The sequence below is a fragment of the Vicingus serpentipes genome (assembly GCF_007993035.1).
Lineage (GTDB): Bacteria > Bacteroidota > Bacteroidia > Flavobacteriales_E > Vicingaceae > Vicingus > Vicingus serpentipes.
Genome location: NZ_VOOS01000002.1, coordinates 144,929 through 164,716 on the forward strand (window position 1 = coordinate 144,929; position 19,788 = coordinate 164,716).

Consider the following 19,788-nt stretch of genomic DNA (forward strand, 5'->3'; position numbering starts at 1 on the left):
TATTTTTTATTTAATGATAAATCAAATCCGGATATGTTTACTTTCGCAGCAAAATGGAATTGCTTAAAAAACATACGAATTTTTTACCCATTGGAGCCATATTTTTATGCTGTTTAATATGGGGTACAACCTTTAGTATTGTTAAAGGAGCTTCAACTATAATTGACCCCTATTTACTCTCTATTTTAAGAAACTTAATTGCCGTTTTAATTTTAGGAGTTTATCTATTTTTAAAAAAAGATTACAAACCTTTTCTTAATAAAACTTCACTTATATATGGCTTTATTTTAGGAGTATTATTGGGAGCAATTTATGTAATTCAAACAACAGGCTTAATTTTCACTTCATCAAACCATAGTGCTTTTATTAGTTGTTCAGCTGTAATTATGGCTCCTATTTTAATGTATTTTTTAGGATGGCAAAAGTTTACCAAGAAGCAAGTTGTCTCAATTTCTATTGTGACTGTTGGGTTATTTTATTTAACTATAAAATCAACTTTTGGAGAAATTAATATTGGAGACATAATTACTTTTGTAGCAGCAATTATTTGTGCTTTTCATCTTGTTTTATCTGGTCATTATGTGCGTAAGGTCGATTTTATGGGATTAATATTTTACCAATTTTTCTTTGCATTTTTAGCTTCACTTATCGGATTAATTATCAGCCAATCTTTTCAAAATTTCCCTCCAATTTTATTAAAACAAGAAGCAATATTTAATGTTTTGTATCTAGGTATTTTAGGTACAACATTTTGCTTTTTTGTAACTGTTTGGGCTCAAAAATATGTCAGCACGGTTTATACGGCTTTAATATTTTCTTTAGAACCTCTTTTTGCTTCAATTACCAATTACTTTGTTTTAGCTGAAGGATTTACTGATAGAGAATACTTTGGGGCAAGCCTTATTTTATTAGGATTAATTGTGTACTCTGTTCGATTTAGAAGAAAAACTAAATTAACTCAAGCGTTTTAGTTAGTAATTGATAACTATAACGGTTTAATTTCTGGTGAGTTGGCATCCAACCTAACAAAAACCGTGTAAAATCAGTCCAAGCAATTGGATATAAATACCTCCATTCCTTTTCTAGTTCACTAAAATTTATTGAGCTATTATTTTTTAGTAAAGCTTGTTTTAATTCTTTAAAATAGAAATCAAGTAATTCAGATTCATGTTTTTCACACTCATCATCACTTAAACAACTTCCCATTAAATAGATGACATCTTTTATTCCGCAACCACCACCTACATACTGAAAATCAACTACTGCAACATACTTCAAATCTTTACTAAAACAAAAGTTGGCAACTTTAGCATCGCCATGAACAAAGGTTTGAAACTTACAGCTGTTTAATTTTTCATCAATTAAATGCGCTGCTTCTTTTAGTTCAATATTCTTCATCACCTCTAACTCATCTGGACGAGTTGCTAAATTCCAATACGTTCCAACCTCCCATAAATTAGTTGGTTTTGTATTCATAAATATGGCATGAAAATTAGCCAGCCACTTTAAACAAATCTTTATTTCATTTTTGTTTAAACTTGACTTTCTGATAGGAAATCCAGAAGCATCTAAGTCCTCTAAAAGGATGAGCAGTTCATTGTTTTCTTCAGCAGAATAATAGTGCTTTGCAATACGACAATCTTCATTGCTGTTGTTTGCATAATTAGTATACCAATAGGATTCTACTTTATAAGATTTTACTTTTCGTTGATGTGAGTTATTTGTATTCCATCCACGAGGGTGGTTAGCTTGAATTGGAAGAATAATGTTTTTAGCAATTACCGTTTTAGTTTGACTACCTATTAATTCAAGTCTTGAAAGTTTACCATAACCACTCCAAAGCGATTGTACAACTTCAAGTTCTTTTATTGATGAAGCATTAAATAACTTCTCAACTATTTCTTCAAACTTTTTATTCATTAAATCCTTGCTTGATAAGTAAATAGCTCATGGTATCTACCTTTCAACTTTATCAACTCATTATGATTTCCTTTCTCTTTAATCTCGCCATTTTCAACAACCAAAATTTGGTCAGCTTTACGAATAGTACTTAATCGGTGAGCAATTACAAAAGTGGTTCTACCCTCCATTAATTTAGACAAGCTCTCTTGAATTAATGCTTCACTTTCGGTATCTAAATTAGAAGTCGCTTCATCTAATATTAATATTTTTGGATTTGCTAAAACAGCTCTAGCAATAGCAATACGTTGGCGTTGCCCACCAGAAAGTTTAACACCTCTTTCTCCAATTACGGTTTCTAAACCTAACTCAAAACGGTCTGTAAATTCATTTACATAAGCAACTTTTACAGCTTCCTGTATTGCTTCCTCAGTAGAATTTGGTCTTGGAAAAGTTATATTCTCTCGGATAGTTCCTTCAAATAAAAAGTCGTCTTGCAACACCACTCCCAAATGTTGTCTGTAACTATTTAAAGTAGCTGTAGCTAAATCATGTCCATCTATTGTAATTTTTCCTGAATCTGGAATTAAAAAAGAGGAAACTAAGCTTGCAATAGTACTTTTGCCCGAACCAGAAGAGCCAACCAAAGCTGTTACTGAACCTTGAGGCGCGTCTATAGAAATATTTTTAATTACCTCTTTATCTTCTTCGTAAGCAAAAGAAACATTCTCAAATTTAATATCTCCTTTCAAGTCTTTTAACTCATGGACACGTTGCGCTAAATCATGTTCAGATTCCATATTCATAATTTCTTCCGTTCTATCCAATCCTGCAAAGCCTTCTGTTAACTGACTACCAATATTGCTCATTTGTACTATTGGAGCAATCATAAATCCTAAATACAAGGTAAATGCTAAAAAGTCTCCAAAAGTTAATTCATCATTCATAATCATATAACCACCTATCCCCATAATTCCAGCAGAAGCTAAACCTAGCAATAAAGTAGCTGAACTAGTTACAATTGCAGTAGATGTTAAACTGGTTTTTACATTGTTATACAATTTATTCACTCCTGTTTCAAAGGCTTTAATTTCTTGTTGTTCTGCATTAAAGCCCTTTACAACTCTTACACCGTTTAATGTTTCCGTTAATCGGCCTGTAACTTCTGCATTTATTTTACCACGCTCTCTAAATATTGGACGAATAAAACCAAAAGCTTTCATAGCTACAAAACCAAAAATAGCTACAGGAATTAGCACGTAAGCCGTCATCATTGGACTTATTTTAATTAATAAAATAAGTGAAATAATAGAAGTTAATGACCCTCCAACTAATTGAACCAATCCTGTTCCTACTAAATTTCTCACTCCTTCTACATCACTCATAATTCGAGAAACTAATTCACCAGATTTACTATTATCAAAGAAGTTAATTGGCAAGCTCAATACCTTTTGCTGAACTTTAACTCTTAATTGAGCTATTAAATGTTGTGCTTCAACACTTAGTAACCGAGTTAAAGCAAATGAAGTAATAGCCTGAACCACAATTGCGCCTGCAACCCATAAAATAATGGTGTAGAGTTTATCAAAATCTTTGTTTACAATTACGTCATCCATTAAGTACTTTGATGCTCCAGGCAATACCAAACTTGCCAAACGACTTATTACAATAAGTAATAACCCTACAAAAAGTAATTTTTTACGTGGCCAAATAATAGTTTTGAATACACTTGCAATAGATACTTTATTTTTACTCATATTTCTTAATTGTTATTTCTTTTTCTTGAACCTTTAATAGCTTCTACCTCTAATGGATTTTCAGGCCAATAATGTCTTTTATACTTCATTCTAAGATCTTTTCTAACATCAAAGTAACCAGTTTTCCAAAAGCTCTTTAAATCGCTTGTAATTTGCACAATTTTAAATCCGGGTGACAACAAATGCATCAAAACACTTGTTTTACCATTATTAACTGTAGGTGTTTCAGTTAATCCAAAGCACTCTTGCAAACGAACAGCTAACACAGGTGCAGAAGCATTTGCTTGATAATTTAACTTTATCATAGAACCACTAGGAACTTCAACTTTTGAAGGAGCTAATAAATTTAGCTTTTCTTGTAATTTTTGATCTAAACTATATTGCAAAACTTCTTTTAGATTAATTTTCTTTAAATCTTCTGGTTTTTTAACTTTATTTAAATAGGGACTTAACCAAACTTCATTGTTTTCTAATAATTTCTCTACAGAAACATCTGGCCATTGTTCAGATTTATCCCATTGACTAAGCGATAATATTCTATTTTGCCATTGCTCAATGTCTTCATCCCAATTTAATAATGTTTTGCCTTCTTTTTTTATGGCTTCTGTAATAGCTTTTATTAACTGACTTTCATCCGGTGCTGCTAAAGGCGTACTTTTTAAAATAATACTTCCTATTCTTAAATCTTTACTTGCTATTAATCCACCTAAGCGAGTATCCCAAGTTATAACTTCTTTAGTCTTTACTAAACTTACTAAATCTTTAGGGTCGATAGGTGAAGCCATAAATATTTTACCCATTCCAGACTTATCATTTACATTAGCAATAGCCAACCAGGGTTCGTGTGCTAAATCATCCTTATGACCAGCAGAAGCCAATCTTCCATTTGCCATTTGGAATTGCCCATTATTTCCAGGTCGAGCGCATGCAATTCTTTCCGGATAAGCATAAGCTAATAATAAACCTGTCTCAAAATCGTCAATAGAGTTATTATTTGCTTCGATTTTAAATAATTGTCGGTATTGATTAGCAATCTTTTCTATTCTTGAAAATTGTTTTCCACCTATTTTATCTCTTCTAAATCTTCTTAAAGCTTCAATTCTTAAATTGATGTCTATACCTGATTCTTTTGGCAAAGGATCTCGTTCTTCTAATATTGCAGCTATATCTGTAGCTAAAGCTAATTGATTGTTTTCTTGTGCTTTAACTAACATTTGTGCAATCCTTGGGTGAGTTGGTAAGTTATGAAGCTGCTTTCCATGCTGTGTAATTCTCCCCTCTTCTAAAGCCTCTAATTCATGAAGCAAATCAGATGCTTTAGCGACATGTCCTTTTGGAGGAGGTGATAACCATGTTAGCTGTTGCGGATCACTTATTCCCCATTGAGCCATATCTAAAACCAAAGAACTTAAATCAGCTTGTTCAATTTCAGGTATTCCATGCTCATCTAATCGAGATTGAGTTGCTGTAGTCCACATTCTATAACAAGTTCCTTCACTTAATCTTCCTGCTCTACCAGCACGTTGGTCGGCTGAATCTTTTGAAATTTGTACCGTTTCCAATCTTGATAAACCAGAATTAGGATTGAATTTAGCAACTCGTTCAAAACCGGAGTCAATCACAATTTTAATTCCTTCTATAGTTAAACTAGTTTCTGCAATATTGGTAGCTAAAACTACTTTTCTTTTACCTTCTTTGTTTGGCATAATGGCTGCCATTTGTTGGTATGGAGGTAATTGTCCATAAAGCGGGTGAATCATAACTCCACTTAAACTTTGTTTTAAAATCTGCTCACATTTTTTAATCTCTCCTTGCCCAGGTAAAAAAACCAATACATCCCCTTTTTGTTCAGTCAAAGCATTTTTAATTGCTCTTGCAGCTAATTCAGGTAGTAAAAAAGAGTCGCTATCTCCCGTATATTTTATTTCTACAGGGTATTGCCTCCCTTTACTTTCAACAACTTCTGCTGTTAGCATTTTAGCTAATTCAGGCATATCTAATGTTGCCGACATTACTAATATTCTTAAGTCAGGCCTTAATACTTCCTGAGCCTCTCTGCATAAAGCCATTGCAACATCAGCATGTATGCTACGCTCGTGAAACTCATCAAAAACAACCAACCCAACACCTTCTAACCCATTATCTTGATGAATCATTCTGGTTAAAATTCCTTCTGTAACAACTTCTAATTTAGTTTTATCACTAATTCTATTTTCAAAACGAATACGGTAACCAACAGTCTCACCTACATTTTCTCCTAGTAAATCAGCCATTCGGTTTGCTATTGTTTTTGCTGCCAATCTCCTTGGTTCAAGCATTATAATTTTTTGACCTTTTAGCCAAGTATCATTTAGTAATGCTAAAGGGACTAATGTACTTTTTCCTGCTCCTGGAGGTGCTTTTACTATAAGCGTAGAAGAATTAGCTAATCCTTTTTGAATATTAGGAATAACCTCTTTAACTGGTAAGTCTATTGATTGATAATCGAAACTCAACTACTATTTTTTCTTATTTCTTCTATTGAAATTTTTATCGCCTTTAGTTTTAGGCTTTTTATATTTTTTGGCTAGTTCTCTATAATAAGAACCGCCTTGATTGGTTTTCTTATTCTTTTCTTTCTTTTCATGAAAGCCAGGATTTAAATTTCGCTTCTTTAAATTTCGGTTATGATTTCCTTCAAAATCATCCGGCTGTTCCTCAGGCAATAAATCTTTTGAAATTTCAACATCACTAGGAAAATCCATCTGAGGAATTTTATAATCCATCAAATCTTCAATTTCCAATTTAGCACTAGCTTCTTTCTCTGTGTAAAAAAGAATAGTTTTTCCTTCTTCTTCTGCACGACCAGTTCTACCAATTCGGTGCATGTAGTTTTCAGGATAAGTTGGTGTATCGAAATTAATAACATGCGATACTTTATCAAAATCTAACCCTCTGGCAATTATATCGGTAGCTATCAATACCCGATGTGTTCCTTCATCAAAAGCCTCAATTGATTTTATCCTGTAATTTTGAGTTTTATTAGAATGAATAATACTCATCTCAGAACTGAAATCTTCTTCAAGTTTGCTAAATAACCTATCTGCAGTTTTTTTGTTTGATGTAAAAACCAATACCTTTCTAAACTCCTCTTTATCTTCTAAAAGATGAGCCAATAAATTTACTTTGGTATAAAAATTTTCAACAGCATAACATTGTTGAGAGATATTTTCAAGAGGTGTTCCACTTAAGGCTATTGCTATTTTATGTGGTGCAATAAAAAAGTCATCAATTAAAGCATCAACTTCTTCTGTCATTGTTGCCGAAAACATGATGTTTTGCCTTCTTTCTGGCAAGAGTTCAAAAATATTAGTTAACTGAACCCTAAACCCTAAGTCAAGCATAATATCAACTTCATCAATTACTAACTTTTTTACAGCTTTTAATTGTAAAGCTCTAGTTAATGTTAAATCATACAACCTACCTGGTGTTCCTACTACTATATCACATCCTTGAGCAACTGCTTCACGTTGAGGGTTCATATTAACTCCACCATATACACCTACTACACGTAAGTCCATATATTTAGAGAATTCTTGAATTTGCTCAACTAACTGAATTACCAATTCGCGAGTAGGTACTAAAACGACAATTCTTGGAGTTGTTTGTTTTGAAAACTTTAATTCGTCCAATAAAGGAAGCATAAAAGCTAATGTTTTTCCTGTTCCTGTCTGAGAAATACCTACTACATCTTTACCAGATAAGATGACAGGAAATGCTTCAGCTTGAATGGGTGTTGGTTTTTCAAAGCCCAAATCTTCAATTGCATAGCGCAAATGTTTAGATAAATTCAACTGCTCAAAACTATATTCCATTCGTTTATTTTTTTTTGTAAAGGTAAGGCATATATTTCTGATACTTCACCTTAAATATATTTCATAAAAAAAGAGATGCAGCTTACATCTCTTTTTAATATCTATTTGTGGCTTAATAAATTAAGACATCAATTTTACTTTTACGGCATTCATTCCCTTCATTCCTTTTTCTAATTCAAAAGTAACTTTATCATCTTCACCAACTTCATCAATCAATCCACTAACATGCACAAAGAATTTCTCTTGAGATTTCATATCTAAAATAAAACCGAACCCTTTAGATCCATCAAAGAAAGAGACTTTACCTTGTCTAATTTTATCTTCTTCAGCTTCCTCTTCTCTTTTAGGAACACCAATTTCAATGTTTTCAGCTTTAATTACTCTTTTCTTTTTTGTTGGATCTGGTGGAGTATCTGTAATCATTCCATTTTCATCAACATAAGCAATCATGCTGTCAAAATCTCCTCCTGTTGAATTTGCTTTACGCTCTTCTTTTTTCTCTAATTTATCTTTACGCTTTTTTAAACGTTTTTTTTCTTTTTCTTTTTTGTTGTAGGTTTGTTGTGATTTAGCCATTCGGTAATTAAGTTATTAGAATATTTTTGCAAAGATAGTTTTTACATTTTAAAATATACTATTTATGCCTCATTATTAGACTTAATCATCAAAATTAAGCCCTATTCAAACAAATCTGAAGACAAATAACGATCACCTCGATCACAAACTATAGAAACAATTACTCCTTTATCTATTGTTGATGCTAACTTCATAGCTGCATAAAAAGCACCTCCGCTGCTCATTCCAGCAAAAACACCTTCTTTCTTTGCCATTAAGCTTGCAGTTTCTCTAGCTTCACCTTCAGAAACCTCTATAACTTGATTAACTTTTGTTGAGTCAAAAATCTTTGGTAGGTATTCTTTTTCCCATTTTCTTATCCCCGGAATTTTAGAACCATCTGTTGGTTGAACACCTACTATTTGTATGTTTTTGTTTTTTTCTTTTAAAAATGTAGACACTCCCATTATAGTACCTGTTGTTCCCATAGCAGATACAAAGTGAGTAACTTCTTGGTTCGTATCTCTCCATATTTCTGGACCTGTGGTTTTATAGTGAGCTTTCCAGTTATCTTCATTTGCAAATTGATTTAACATGTAATATCCTTCTTCCTTCTCCATTTTTTCAGCTAAATCTCTTGCTCCTTCTATCCCCAAATCAGATGATGTTAAAATTACTTTAGCACCATAAGCTTTCATTGTTTTTATTCTTTCCTCAGTTGAGTTTTCAGGCATTATCAAAGTCATATCAACACCTAAAAGTTGAGCAATTAATGCCAATGCAATTCCAGTATTACCACTAGTAGCTTCAACCAATTTGCTTCCAGGTTTAATTTCACCTCTATCTAAAGCAGATTTTATCATATTAAAAGCAGCTCTATCCTTAACACTTCCTCCTGGATTATTACCTTCCAACTTTAAGTAAATTTTAACCCCTTCTTTCTTATAAAGATGAGACACCTCAATTAGCGAAGTATTTCCTATTAAGTCAATTATTGATTTCATACTTATTTGTTTTTAGGTTTTACTATTGATTTGAATTCGTGGTAAACGAAAGAATTTTCTGGTATAGATTCTGTTATCCAAACATTTGCACCTATAGTAGAGTTTTTTCCAATAATAGTTTCTCCTCCAAGGATAGTTGCATTTGCGTAAATTATAACATTATCTCCAATTGTTGGATGTCTCTTTTTGGTTTTTAAATTCTTTGAAATATGGAATGCCCCTAAAGTTACTCCTTGATATATTTTAACATTATTATTAATTATCACAGTTTCACCAATTACAGTTCCTGTAGCGTGATCAATAAAAAAAGAATCTCCGATTTGTGCCCCAGAATGAATATCTGTACCTGTTTTGCTGTGCGCATATTCAGACATAATTCTTGGTACTATAGGTAAGTTTAATTTGTGAAATTCGTGGCTTAATCTATAAATAACAATTGCATAAAATCCAGGGTAAGCATAATAAACTTCTTCTATGCTTTTAGCTGCTGGATCATTTTCTTCAATTGCTTTTGCGTCTAAGTTTATTTTTGTTCTAATAGTCTCAATTTGTAAAATAAATTGATCCCATATTTCATCACTATTAGCAATGCTTAAAGTAGCTGTAAACTCATCATATAGTCGTTTTATCTTTTTGAACTGAACTTTATCGTTTTCAAATAAATAATAAAATAACTCCTTCGTAAAAAGGTCTATCTTATCTTTTATCCTGATTTTTAACATCACCTTACTATTATTCATGTTAAGTTTTAATATATCTACAAATTTAAATGATTAACTTTCTAAATAATATTTTAAAAGCTGTAAAAAGAAGATTAACTTTTATTAACTAACATTAACAGCAAGTAACATTAATTAGGCAAACTATTTTTTAGTTTTACCTTGTAATCTAAAAAACTATATCTTATGAAAAAAATTACTTTATCAATTGCAATACTTGCATTAATTGCAATTTCAAACGAAACCTTTGCTCAAGCTCAAAAATCGAAATCAGTTAGTAAAGAAGTAAGTATTGAAGAAGAAAATGGCGTAAAAACGTTAACCATTACAAATACCATTGATGGAAATACGACTACTGAAGTTTATACTGGAGATGAAGCTGAAACTAAAATTGCTGAATTTGCTAAAGAAAAATCAGGAACAACTAAAACAGTTATCATTGGTGAAGATGGTAAACAACACATGTCAGTCGAAACAAAAGTGGTGATAAAAGAAGAAATTGAAGAAGACGAAAATTAATAAAATGAAAGCCACTTTTAAAGTGGCTTTTTTTATTTCCTAGTTGGACTTAACATTTCTGTTGCTTCCATTACAATCATCTTAGCATTGTTGTCGTAAACAAAAACTAAATTCTTTAAAGTATTTAATCTATTATTAGGTACAACTATAAAAATGATGTCTTTATTCTCATTTAAGGCCAGGTCATTTCCTTTAACAATTGTACCAGAAATGTGTAAGGCTTCATCAATTAAGGTACTTAAATCAGAAAGGTTTTTTGATGATGAAATGTGAACTATTTTTTCACTTTGACGCCCCGTTAAAACCGTATCAATAAGCTTAGATGCTGCAAAAATACTTATCATACTCCACAAGGCTAACTCAACACTTTTAAACACAATACCTGCTAGCACAACAACAATTACATCTAAAAACAAGATTACATTTCCTGTTTTCATATTTGTTTTAGAAGTAACAATTTTTGCAATAATAGTTCCTCCTCCTGCTGATGCCCCGCCTTTAAAAATTAACCCTAAGCCTATTCCAATAATTACTCCTCCATAAAGTGTTGCTAATAATGGTTCATTACTTAAAGCAGGTAAGCCAATAAATTCAGCTAGCAAGTCAATAAAAACACCTATTAAAATAATGGCCACAATTGTTTTAATAGCAAAATACTTACCCAAGTATTTAACACTAACTAGCAATAGTGGGATATTAATTAAAGCCAACAAAGTACCTGTAGGTAAATTAGTTAAGTAATGAAAAACGATAGCCAAACCAGCAGTACCACCAGTAGCAATTTTATTAGGAGATAAAAACCCAACAACTCCAAAAGCCAAGGCAAAACTCCCCGAAATAATAAACAAATAGTTTAACAATTCTTGTTTTAAATTTATTGATTTCATTGCAACAATCTTCTTTTTTAAAAGCAAGGTTAGGCAATTATGATTTTATAGAACATAATCTTTCTCATGTATTTTTAGCTATTTTGATTTTACTATTTTTGAGGTATGCAAAAAAGAATAACACTTATTTTATCGCTCTCACTTCTACTGTTGGCTTGCTCTGAAGAACAAAAAAAAGCCCCTATTAAAAAAATAATCCAAAAAGTAGCTCCTAAAAAAACTGATATTGAGCCCATTGTAAAACCAGATTTAATAAACAACGATAATGTAACCGAAAAGCTATTAGCTTATGGTGAGGAAAACCCAGAAACCATATTAGACATATACACTACTTACGGAAAGCTAAGAGTTAAATTATATAAAGATACTCCATTGCACAGAGCAAACTTTGTTATGTTAGCTAAAAAAGGATTTTTTAAAGGTTCAGTTTTTACTCGTGCTGTTCAGCATTTTATTGCTCAAGGTGGCGGAACTTCTCGAAAAGAGCAAGTTGAAGTTAAAAAAGGAATTGGAAGCTACACTATACCTAATGAAATTAAACGAAACAGAACGCACAAAAGAGGAACTTTAGGTGCAGCCAGAAGTTATTTAAGTAATCCTGATAAACGATCCGATCCATATGCTTTTTATTTTGTTGAAGGCATGAAATACAAAAAGGAATTATTGAAGCATTACGAAATGCAAAACAATTACACTTACAATCAAAAACAAATTGATTACTACACTAAAAATCCTGGTGCTGCCCATATTGATGGAGAGCACACTGTTTTTGGAGAAATAATTAGTGGGTATAATGTGGTTCCAAAAATTACAGTTGTAGAAACAGATTCAAGAGAATGGCCAAGAACAGATATTTTTATTGATTCTGTAGTTGTAATTAAATAGTTTTATTCATTCTCATCAGACTTAGACAAATCTAAATCTCTCAACTTTGGAAAAACAAAACCAGAAGAAGCGACGATTATACAGGTCATAACTCCACCAAATATTACCGCATTTACTGAACCCATTATTTTAGCAGTTAATCCACTTTCAAAAGCTCCTAATTCGTTTGATGAGCCAACAAACATCGAGTTTACTGAAGCTACTCTACCTCTCATGTTGTCTGGTGTTTTTAATTGCAATATGGTTTGACGAATAACAACAGAAACACCATCAAAAACGCCACTAAAGAACAAGGCAATTAATGATAATATAAACCATTCTGAATATCCAAAAACAATAATACTTAGCCCAAATCCAAAAATGGAAAGTAATAACTTAACTCCAGCTTTTACTGTAATTGGAAAATAAGCAATTGTAATAATAGTTAAGAAAGAACCGATTGCTGGCGCTGCTCTTAAAAAACCAAATCCAGTTGGTCCAACTTTTAAAATATCTTGCGCAAAAACAGGTAATAATGCAACAGCTCCACCAAATAAAACAGCAACCATATCTAAGGTAATTGCTCCTAATACCTCCTTGGTTTTAAATACAAAACGTAAACCTTCTTTTAAGCTATCACTAACCTTCTCTCCTATTTTTTTGTTTAAAATTGGTTTCTTCTCTATTTGGGTAAGCATTAAAAATGCAAAAATGGTAAACCCAACAATTACAAACATAGACCAATGCACTCCAAACCATAAAATAGAGAACCCAGCAAAAGCAGGCCCAACAACAGAACCGATTTGCCAAACCGAACTACTCCAAGTAGCCCCGTTTACATACGCTTCTTTAGGAACAACTAATGAAAATAGAGAGAATATTGTTGGACTTATAAATGAACGAACAATTCCTCCTAAAAACACCAATCCGTAAATAGACCATACCACCAAATTAGTTGCTACAGATTCTTGAAACTCTGGTAAACAAACAATAAACAATAAACTGCTAATTGTAAAAAATGCCAATAAGCATTTCATCAATAAACCTCTTTTTTCTTTTTGATCAACTATATGGCCAGCAAATAAGGCTAGGGAAACTGCAGGAATCACTTCCATCAACCCAATTAAACCTAATGATAATGGGTCTTTGGTAAGACTATAAACTTCCCATTCTATTACAATAAATTGCATTGTCCAAGCAAAAACCATTGCAAAACGAATGATTAAAAACAAGTTGAACTCACGAAACCTTAATGCTTGATAGGGATCTTTTTTTGCCATGAGGCAAAAGTAACTTTAATCTTAACGCAATAACTTAGTTCTCGTTCAAAATTTATTTAATTTAGTTGAACTTAACACAAAACAATAATATGGCAGCAATTACCAAGGCAAATTTTGACTTTTTAAAAACACTTCAAAAGAACAATAACAGAGAATGGTTTAACGAAAACAAAGACCTTTATTTAACTCAACATCAAGAAACAATAGCCTTTGCCGATGCAGTATTAAGTGAAATGCAAAAGCATGATAATATAGAAACTCCTACTGGTAAAAAAAGCCTAATGCGCATTTATAAAGATGTACGTTTTAGTAAAGATAAATCGCCATACAAAACCAACTGGGGAGGCGGATTTAAAAGAGCTACCAAACTATTAAGAGGCGGTTATTACTTTCACATACAACCAGGAGCTTGTTTTGTTGGTGGTGGATTTTGGTCACCCGAATCGGCAGACTTACTAAAAATTAGAAAAGACATTTCTAGTAACCCTGACGAATTGAGAAACATTATAAATAGCAAAGCCTTTAAAAGCGTATTTGGAACTTTACAAGGAGAAAAACTAAAAACTTGCCCTAAAGGCTTTGATAAAGAAGACCCTGCGTTGGATTTGTTACAATACAAACAATTTTTAATTTCTAAATCGTTTACCGATAAAGAAGTAATGGCTCCCGATTTTTATAAGGTTGCTAGTGATACATTTAAAGCTATGCGTCCATTTTTTGATTATATGAGTTATGTGTTAACTACCGATGAAAACGGAGAAACATTAAAAGATTTATAAATGAGCAACTTAAGACCTTTTCATTTGGCTGTGCCAGTTAACGATTTAGTTAAAGCACGAGAGTTTTACGGTAATTTTTTAGGTTTTGAAGAAGGCCGTAGCGATAAACAATGGATAGATTGGAATTTTTACGGACATCAGTTTGTAACGCATCTAAATCCCAATTATAAACCAGAAAATTATTGCAATAGTGTTGACGAACACGCAGTACCTATTCCTCATTTTGGTGTTGTGCTAACAATGGAAGATTGGAAACAATTGGCTAAAAAGCTAGAAAACCAACATATTGAATTTATTATTAAACCTTACATTCGGTTTGAAGGACTGCCTGGAGAACAAGCTACCATGTTTTTTCTAGACCCTAGTGGAAATGCACTCGAATTTAAAGCCTTTAATAATTTAGATAGCTTATTTGCTAAATAGCCGTAAAATCAAACAACTTAGGGTCGAGTAAGTGCGATGGCGATGCATTTTTCAACGCATTAAAAATTACCGCAGAGCGATCAGGATAAATTTGCTCCCAATCTTTAAGCATTTTTTTCATGTTTTGACGCTGTAAATTAGGTTGAGAACCACACAAATTACATGGTATTATTGGATATTGCATTTCCTCTGCAAATACTTCTATATCTTCTTCTTTGCAATACGCTAACGGACGAATAACCACAAATTGTTCATCGTCGGTTCTATATTTAGGAGGCATTGCTTCTAGCTTACCACCAAAAAATACATTCAACAAAAAGGTTTCAATAATATCATCTCGATGATGGCCTAAAGCCAGCTTATTACAACCCAATTCGGCAGCAGTTGCGTACAACTTACCTCTTCGCATACGTGAACACAAGCTACAAGTCGATTTTCCTTCGGGTGTTTTATCTTTTACCACAGAATAAGTATCTTGACTAACAATTTGATAAGGAACTCCTAGTTTTGATAAGTAATTTGGCAATACTTCTTCAGGGAAACCAGGTTGTTTCTGGTCCATGTTTACTGCAATAATCTCAAAATCTATATCAGAAGTTTGTTGGTAATGCATCATAACATCCAACATCGTATAACTGTCTTTACCTCCCGAAAGGCAAACCATAATTTTGTCGCCATTCTCAAGCATCTTAAAATCAGTAATTGCTCGCCAAACTTCTCTTCTAAGTTTTTTGGTGAGTTTTCCTAAATCTATAGTGCTTTCGGTTTTAAGCATATAAGCTTGTTTGTTGCTCTGCTACTTTTTCGTTTTCCAAATACTCATCATAAGTCATTAACTTATCAATACAACCATTTGGTGTAAGCTCCACTATTCTATTTGCAACCGTTTGTGTAAACTCGTGGTCATGAGAGGTAAACAATATTGTTCCTTTAAAATCGATTAGCGAATTATTAAAAGCAGTAATCGACTCTAAATCAAGGTGATTGGTTGGCTCATCTAACATTAATAAGTTACCTTCAGCCAACATCATTCTAGATGTCATACAACGTACTTTTTCTCCACCCGATAATACATCAGATTTTTTGAAAACTTCCTCACCAGAAAACAACATTTTACCTAAAAACCCTCTAATGTAAACCTCGTCTTTCTCTTCAGAGTACTGACGTAACCAATCAATTAGATTATCATCGCCATTAAAGAAACCATCGTTGTTGGTTGGTAAATAAGAGGTGTGTATTGTTTGTCCGTAGTTAAACTCACCACTATCGGCTTTCATGTTGCCGTTTAATATTTCGAACAAAGCCGTAACCGCCATACTGTTTTTAGAAACTATAGCAATTTTATCGCCTTTGTTTACATTTAAATCTAAGCCAGAAAACAAACCAGCTTTACTCATACCAGTAATGTGTAAAATTTGATCTCCAGCCTCACGCACTTGGTTAAATATAATTGCCGGATAACGACGTGATGAAGGTTTAATGTCTTCCACGTTAATTTTCTCCAACATTTTTTTACGACCAGTTGCTTGTTTCGATTTAGAAGCATTAGCACTAAAACGAGCAATAAACTCTTGTAATTCTTTTTTCTTTTCGTCAGCTTTTTTGTTAGCCGATTGTTTTTGACGCAATGCTAACTGGCTACTTTGGTACCAAAAGGTATAGTTACCCGTAAACAAGCTAATTTTATTAAAATCGATATCAGCAATTACCGTACAAACAGTATCTAAAAAGTGTCTATCGTGAGAAACCACAATTACAGTGTTTTTAAAATCCAATAAAAAGTTTTCTAACCAACCAATGGTATGAATGTCCAAATCATTAGTAGGCTCATCTAGTATTAAAATATCAGGATTACCAAAAACAGCTTGCGCTAATAATATTCTTACTTTCTGGCTACCATTCATATCAGCCATTAAGGTATAATGAAACTCCTCTCCTATGCCCAAACCACTTAAAATACTAGCTGCGTCTGATTCTGCATTCCAACCATCCATTTCAGCAAATTCAGCCTCTAGTTCTGAGGCTTTAATACCATCAGCTTCGCTAAAATCTTCTTTCATGTAAATAGCATCTTTCTCTTGCATTATTTTCCACAACTTTTCGTGCCCCATCATAATGGTATTTAACACGGTTTGGTCGTTGTATTTGTTGTGGTCTTGGCTTAAAACCGCCATACGCTTGCCTGGCTCTATGGTTACGTTACCAGAGTTTGGTGCTATTTCGCCACTTAATATTTTTAAAAAGGTAGATTTACCAGCACCATTGGCACCAATAACTCCGTAGCACTCGCCATGGTTAAACTTAATGTTTACTTCATCAAATAAAATTCGTTTACCATATTGTAACGATACATTGTGTGCTGCTATCATAATTCTTGTGTTTTTTTAACGGCTGCAAAGGTAGTAATTCTTAAGTCATTGCAGGTGTTAACCTTAATCTTTTTCAACCTATCGTCTTTGCGGAAAAATTGAAGAATGAAATTTTATCCGTAATCTTCCAAAAAATAAACACGTCATTGCGGGCCTGACCCACAATCTCTCAAAAATGAGTACGTCATTGCGGGCTTGACCCGCAATCTCCCAAAACAAACTGAGATTGCGGATATCCGCTCCGCTACTTCCGCAATGACGCTTATTAAACTTTTAAACACTTTTCAACAAGCGGTTGTTTTTATTCAAAAATCAGCTACCTTCGTTTAACAACAGTTTTAAGAAACATTAAAACGTTTCCAAGAACAGCGTTAAACGAAAAAGATAAAACAAACCAATGAAAAACATCCTATACATTATTCCCCTAGCCTTTATGATGGCTTGTGGTAACAACGAAGAAAAACAAGTAGCAACACCAGTATCGCAAGATGCGGAGTTTGAAACCTATAAAGAACATTTTATAGCCAAATTGTGGGAAACTAGCCCAGGTTGGGCTTCGTATGCAGGTTTGCACGAGTACGATAGCATAGTGGTTATCCCCAACGAAGCCAATCAGCAAAAAACAGTAGCCGCTTTTAAAGCTTTACAAACTGAGTTGGCTGCTTTTGATGTGGCAAACTTAAACACCACCAACGTAACCGATTATTACTTAATCGAAAATCAGTTGGCTTCTACCCTTTGGTACGATAGCGAGTTTAAATCTGGCGAGTGGAATCCTGCTAATTATGGTGTGGCGGGTTCGGTTTCTCGTTTGTTAAATGGCAGATACGATGTGTTAGAAGTTCGTTTGCGTGCTATCTTGGCTCGTTTAGCACATACAAAAGCTTATTACGAACAAGCACAACAAAACATTACTACGCCAACTTTAGAGCATACTACGTTAGCCATTGGGCAAAGTAAAGGTGGTTTGTATAGTTTTGGGCAAAACCTAATTGATTCGGTAAATGCTTCTACCCTAACCGATGATGAAAAAGCGTTGTTTATGACTCGCATTGAAGAATCGAAAACGGCACTAAACGATTACATTGCTTTTTTAGAAAACAAAAAAGACATGCTAGAAACTACTGGTACGGCTAAAAGTTTTAGAATTGGAAAAGAAGTGTTTGCTAAAAAGTTTGAGTTAGACATTAACTCTGATTACACTGCCGAAGAAATTTACAACAAAGCCCTAAAACGTAAAGAAGAATTGCATCAGCAAATGATTACCATTGCCGATACACTTTGGAATACTTATTTGGCTGCTACACCAAAACCAGAAGATAAACTAAAAATGGTGAGTGCGTTGATTACAGAGATTTCTAAAAAGCACGTTGCTCGTGATGAGTTTATTCCAGAAATTAGAAAGCAATTGCCTGAATTGGTAGCTTTTGTAAACGAAAAAGACTTGCTAACGCAAAACCCTGACAAACCATTGGTAGTTCGTGAAACACCATTATACATGCGTGGTGGCGGTGCTGGAGCATCGGTTTCTGCTCCTGGTCCTTACGATAAAGATGCAGATACTTATTATAATGTAACACCTTTAGATGATTACACCGACGAGCAAGCAGAAAGTTATTTAAGAGAATACAACCATTACGTGTTGCAAGTATTAAACATTCACGAAGCTATTCCTGGACATTACACGCAGTTGGTTTATTCTAACGAATCGCCATCGTTAATTAAAAGCTTATTGGGTAATGGTGCCATGATTGAAGGTTGGGCAGTTTACACCGAACTAATGATGTTGGAAGAAGGTTACAACAACTCACCAGAAATGTGGTTGATGTACAGCAAATGGCATTTAAGAGTGGTTTGCAATACCATTTTGGATTATTCGGTTCACTCACTTGATATGAGCAAAGAAGATGCTATGGACTTATTAATGAACCAAGCTTTTCAGGAACAAGCCGAAGCTGATGGTAAATGGAAACGTGCTACGTTATCGCAAGTTCAGCTGTGTTCTTACTTTACTGGTTTTACAGAGATTTACGATTTACGTTCGGAACTTAAAGCAAAACAAGGCGACCAATTTAGTTTAAAGAAATTCCACGAAGAATTTTTAAGTTATGGTAGTTCGCCTGTGAGATATATTAAAAAATTGATGATGGAAGGGAAATAGTTTCGAATATCATTTAGTACAATTAAAAATGGCGAGCAACTCAAGGTTGTCTCGCCATTTTCTTTATACCACTTTATGGTTGTAGATTAGTTTAAATTATCAATAATTGCTTTTATTGAAGCTCTATTTTTATAGTTGTAATCAAACTGCTTAAACTTAATTACTCCATCTTTACCAATAATAAAAGTAGCTGGAACAGGTAATTGTGCTTTATCACTGTTGTTATTTTCAGCAATACTTGTTCTTAAAAAGGTTTTTACCTTCTTGGCGTATTTATCAGTTACATCAAATAACACTTCGTAAGCTACAGCAACTTTTTGATCCGAATCAGATAATATTGTAAAATCGGCATCAGTCTTTTCTTTTGTTTTTGCTGAATTTTCTAGTGTTTCTGGACCTATTGCCAAAACTTTAGCGCCTTTATCGGTAATGTATTTTAACGAGTCGTTTAAATTGCTAAGGTATTTGGTACAAACCGGACACCATTCGCCACGGTAAAAAATAACCACGATTTCTTGTTCAGCTAAAAGTTTTTCAGAACTAACTTCATTACCATCTACATCTTTTAAAACAAAGGCAGGAGCTTTATCACCTACATTTAAACCTTTTGGAATATTCCCTTCCATATCAATACCAAAACCTAAATCATTTTGCGAAAATCCAATACCAATTGTAAATACCGAAAACACTGTTAAAATCAACTTCTTCATATTTTTTC

General features: G+C 33.2%; 18 protein-coding genes. 6 read left to right on the forward strand and 12 right to left on the reverse strand.

The window, feature by feature from the left end; all coding sequences use genetic code 11:
• Positions 1 to 53: 53 nt before the first annotated feature.
• Positions 54 to 971 carry a DMT family transporter gene (locus FRY74_RS04610; RefSeq protein ID WP_147099097.1) on the forward strand — a complete coding sequence of 306 codons (918 nt, stop codon included), beginning with the start codon at positions 54 to 56 and terminating at the stop codon, positions 969 to 971.
• On the opposite strand, the gene FRY74_RS04615 is transcribed toward FRY74_RS04610, so the two are convergent.
• The 7 genes from FRY74_RS04615 to epsC all read right to left on the reverse strand — a co-directional run bounded on the left by FRY74_RS04615 (position 949) and on the right by epsC (position 9,809).
• A complete protein-coding gene (locus FRY74_RS04615; protein ID WP_147099099.1) occupies positions 949 to 1,920 on the reverse strand; it encodes an oxidoreductase family protein in 972 nt (323 codons plus the stop codon). The two genes, FRY74_RS04610 and FRY74_RS04615, sit on opposite strands and share 23 nt — an antisense overlap.
• Positions 1,920 to 3,656, reverse strand: coding sequence for an ABC transporter ATP-binding protein (locus FRY74_RS04620; RefSeq protein ID WP_147099100.1), 1,737 nt, complete (start codon positions 3,654 to 3,656; stop codon positions 1,920 to 1,922). The genes FRY74_RS04615 and FRY74_RS04620 overlap by 1 nt, the downstream gene beginning before the upstream one ends.
• 5 nt (positions 3,657 to 3,661) lie before the next feature.
• Positions 3,662 to 6,151, reverse strand: coding sequence for an ATP-dependent helicase HrpB (gene hrpB / locus FRY74_RS04625; protein ID WP_147099102.1), 2,490 nt, complete (start codon positions 6,149 to 6,151; stop codon positions 3,662 to 3,664).
• A gap of 3 nt (positions 6,152 to 6,154) precedes the next feature.
• Positions 6,155 to 7,510, reverse strand: a complete 1,356-nt coding sequence (locus FRY74_RS04630) for a DEAD/DEAH box helicase (RefSeq protein WP_147099103.1) — start codon at positions 7,508 to 7,510, stop codon at positions 6,155 to 6,157.
• A gap of 120 nt (positions 7,511 to 7,630) precedes the next feature.
• The gene (locus FRY74_RS04635) at positions 7,631 to 8,086 is read right to left on the reverse strand and encodes a cold-shock protein (protein ID WP_147099105.1); all 456 of its coding nucleotides are present in this window, start codon (positions 8,084 to 8,086) and stop codon (positions 7,631 to 7,633) included.
• A 101-nt stretch (positions 8,087 to 8,187) separates the two neighbouring features.
• A complete protein-coding gene (gene cysM / locus FRY74_RS04640; protein ID WP_147099107.1) occupies positions 8,188 to 9,069 on the reverse strand; it encodes a cysteine synthase CysM in 882 nt (293 codons plus the stop codon).
• Between the two features lie 2 nt (positions 9,070 to 9,071).
• Positions 9,072 to 9,809 carry a serine O-acetyltransferase EpsC gene (gene epsC, locus FRY74_RS04645; protein WP_147099109.1) on the reverse strand — a complete coding sequence of 246 codons (738 nt, stop codon included), beginning with the start codon at positions 9,807 to 9,809 and terminating at the stop codon, positions 9,072 to 9,074.
• Between the two features lie 165 nt (positions 9,810 to 9,974).
• Here epsC and FRY74_RS04650 point away from each other — a divergent pair, with 165 nt between their 5' ends.
• Positions 9,975 to 10,307, forward strand: coding sequence for a hypothetical protein (locus FRY74_RS04650; protein ID WP_147099110.1), 333 nt, complete (start codon positions 9,975 to 9,977; stop codon positions 10,305 to 10,307).
• 32 nt (positions 10,308 to 10,339) lie between these two features.
• On the opposite strand, the gene FRY74_RS04655 is transcribed toward FRY74_RS04650, so the two are convergent.
• Entirely contained in the window at positions 10,340 to 11,194 is an 855-nt protein-coding gene (locus tag FRY74_RS04655; RefSeq protein WP_147099112.1) for a YitT family protein, read from the reverse strand.
• A 105-nt stretch (positions 11,195 to 11,299) separates the two neighbouring features.
• Between FRY74_RS04655 and FRY74_RS04660 the strand changes: the two genes are divergently transcribed.
• The gene (locus FRY74_RS04660) at positions 11,300 to 12,079 is read left to right on the forward strand and encodes a peptidylprolyl isomerase (protein ID WP_147099113.1); all 780 of its coding nucleotides are present in this window, start codon (positions 11,300 to 11,302) and stop codon (positions 12,077 to 12,079) included.
• 2 nt (positions 12,080 to 12,081) lie between these two features.
• On the opposite strand, the gene FRY74_RS04665 is transcribed toward FRY74_RS04660, so the two are convergent.
• Positions 12,082 to 13,338: an MFS transporter gene (locus FRY74_RS04665; RefSeq protein ID WP_147099114.1), complete on the reverse strand. Its 1,257-nt coding sequence runs from the start codon at positions 13,336 to 13,338 to the stop codon at positions 12,082 to 12,084.
• 89 nt (positions 13,339 to 13,427) lie between these two features.
• Here FRY74_RS04665 and FRY74_RS04670 point away from each other — a divergent pair, with 89 nt between their 5' ends.
• Positions 13,428 to 14,117 (forward strand): DUF2461 domain-containing protein, encoded by a 690-nt coding sequence (locus tag FRY74_RS04670; protein WP_147099116.1) that lies wholly within the window; start codon positions 13,428 to 13,430, stop codon positions 14,115 to 14,117.
• Positions 14,118 to 14,540, forward strand: a complete 423-nt coding sequence (locus tag FRY74_RS04675; RefSeq protein WP_147099119.1) for a VOC family protein — start codon at positions 14,118 to 14,120, stop codon at positions 14,538 to 14,540.
• Here FRY74_RS04675 and ttcA read toward each other — a convergent pair.
• Together ttcA and FRY74_RS04685 are read right to left on the reverse strand one after the other, a co-directional pair.
• Complete coding sequence (ttcA, locus tag FRY74_RS04680) at positions 14,533 to 15,315, reverse strand: tRNA 2-thiocytidine(32) synthetase TtcA (protein WP_147099121.1); 783 nt, start codon at positions 15,313 to 15,315, stop codon at positions 14,533 to 14,535. The genes FRY74_RS04675 and ttcA overlap by 8 nt on opposite strands.
• Positions 15,308 to 16,909, reverse strand: coding sequence for an ABC-F family ATP-binding cassette domain-containing protein (locus FRY74_RS04685; RefSeq protein ID WP_147099123.1), 1,602 nt, complete (start codon positions 16,907 to 16,909; stop codon positions 15,308 to 15,310). The genes ttcA and FRY74_RS04685 overlap by 8 nt, the downstream gene beginning before the upstream one ends.
• Before the next feature lie 397 nt (positions 16,910 to 17,306).
• On the opposite strand from FRY74_RS04685, the gene FRY74_RS04690 reads away from it, so the two are divergent.
• A complete protein-coding gene (locus tag FRY74_RS04690; protein ID WP_147099125.1) occupies positions 17,307 to 19,070 on the forward strand; it encodes a DUF885 domain-containing protein in 1,764 nt (587 codons plus the stop codon).
• An 86-nt stretch (positions 19,071 to 19,156) separates the two neighbouring features.
• Here FRY74_RS04690 and FRY74_RS04695 read toward each other — a convergent pair whose 3' ends face one another.
• Positions 19,157 to 19,780, reverse strand: coding sequence for a peroxiredoxin-like family protein (locus tag FRY74_RS04695; protein WP_147099127.1), 624 nt, complete (start codon positions 19,778 to 19,780; stop codon positions 19,157 to 19,159).
• Between the last annotated feature and the right edge of the window lie 8 nt (positions 19,781 to 19,788).

Bases quoted from the DNA above. Each gene is read 5' to 3' on its own strand.
- FRY74_RS04655 (WP_147099112.1), bottom strand. From the start codon at position 11,194: ATGAAATCAATAAATTTAAAACAAGAATTGTTAAACTATTTGTTTATT.
- FRY74_RS04650 (WP_147099110.1), top strand. From the start codon at position 9,975: ATGAAAAAAATTACTTTATCAATTGCAATACTTGCATTAATTGCAATT.
- FRY74_RS04630 (WP_147099103.1), bottom strand. From the start codon at position 7,510: ATGGAATATAGTTTTGAGCAGTTGAATTTATCTAAACATTTGCGCTAT.
- FRY74_RS04695 (WP_147099127.1), bottom strand. From the start codon at position 19,780: ATGAAGAAGTTGATTTTAACAGTGTTTTCGGTATTTACAATTGGTATT.
- cysM (WP_147099107.1), bottom strand. From the start codon at position 9,069: ATGAAATCAATAATTGACTTAATAGGAAATACTTCGCTAATTGAGGTG.
- FRY74_RS04615 (WP_147099099.1), bottom strand. From the start codon at position 1,920: ATGAATAAAAAGTTTGAAGAAATAGTTGAGAAGTTATTTAATGCTTCA.
- FRY74_RS04620 (WP_147099100.1), bottom strand. From the start codon at position 3,656: ATGAGTAAAAATAAAGTATCTATTGCAAGTGTATTCAAAACTATTATT.
- FRY74_RS04660 (WP_147099113.1), top strand. From the start codon at position 11,300: ATGCAAAAAAGAATAACACTTATTTTATCGCTCTCACTTCTACTGTTG.
- FRY74_RS04685 (WP_147099123.1), bottom strand. From the start codon at position 16,909: ATGATAGCAGCACACAATGTATCGTTACAATATGGTAAACGAATTTTA.
- FRY74_RS04610 (WP_147099097.1), top strand. From the start codon at position 54: ATGGAATTGCTTAAAAAACATACGAATTTTTTACCCATTGGAGCCATA.
- epsC (WP_147099109.1), bottom strand. From the start codon at position 9,809: ATGAATAATAGTAAGGTGATGTTAAAAATCAGGATAAAAGATAAGATA.
- FRY74_RS04690 (WP_147099125.1), top strand. From the start codon at position 17,307: ATGAAAAACATCCTATACATTATTCCCCTAGCCTTTATGATGGCTTGT.
- ttcA (WP_147099121.1), bottom strand. From the start codon at position 15,315: ATGCTTAAAACCGAAAGCACTATAGATTTAGGAAAACTCACCAAAAAA.
- FRY74_RS04635 (WP_147099105.1), bottom strand. From the start codon at position 8,086: ATGGCTAAATCACAACAAACCTACAACAAAAAAGAAAAAGAAAAAAAA.
- FRY74_RS04675 (WP_147099119.1), top strand. From the start codon at position 14,118: ATGAGCAACTTAAGACCTTTTCATTTGGCTGTGCCAGTTAACGATTTA.
- FRY74_RS04670 (WP_147099116.1), top strand. From the start codon at position 13,428: ATGGCAGCAATTACCAAGGCAAATTTTGACTTTTTAAAAACACTTCAA.
- FRY74_RS04665 (WP_147099114.1), bottom strand. From the start codon at position 13,338: ATGGCAAAAAAAGATCCCTATCAAGCATTAAGGTTTCGTGAGTTCAAC.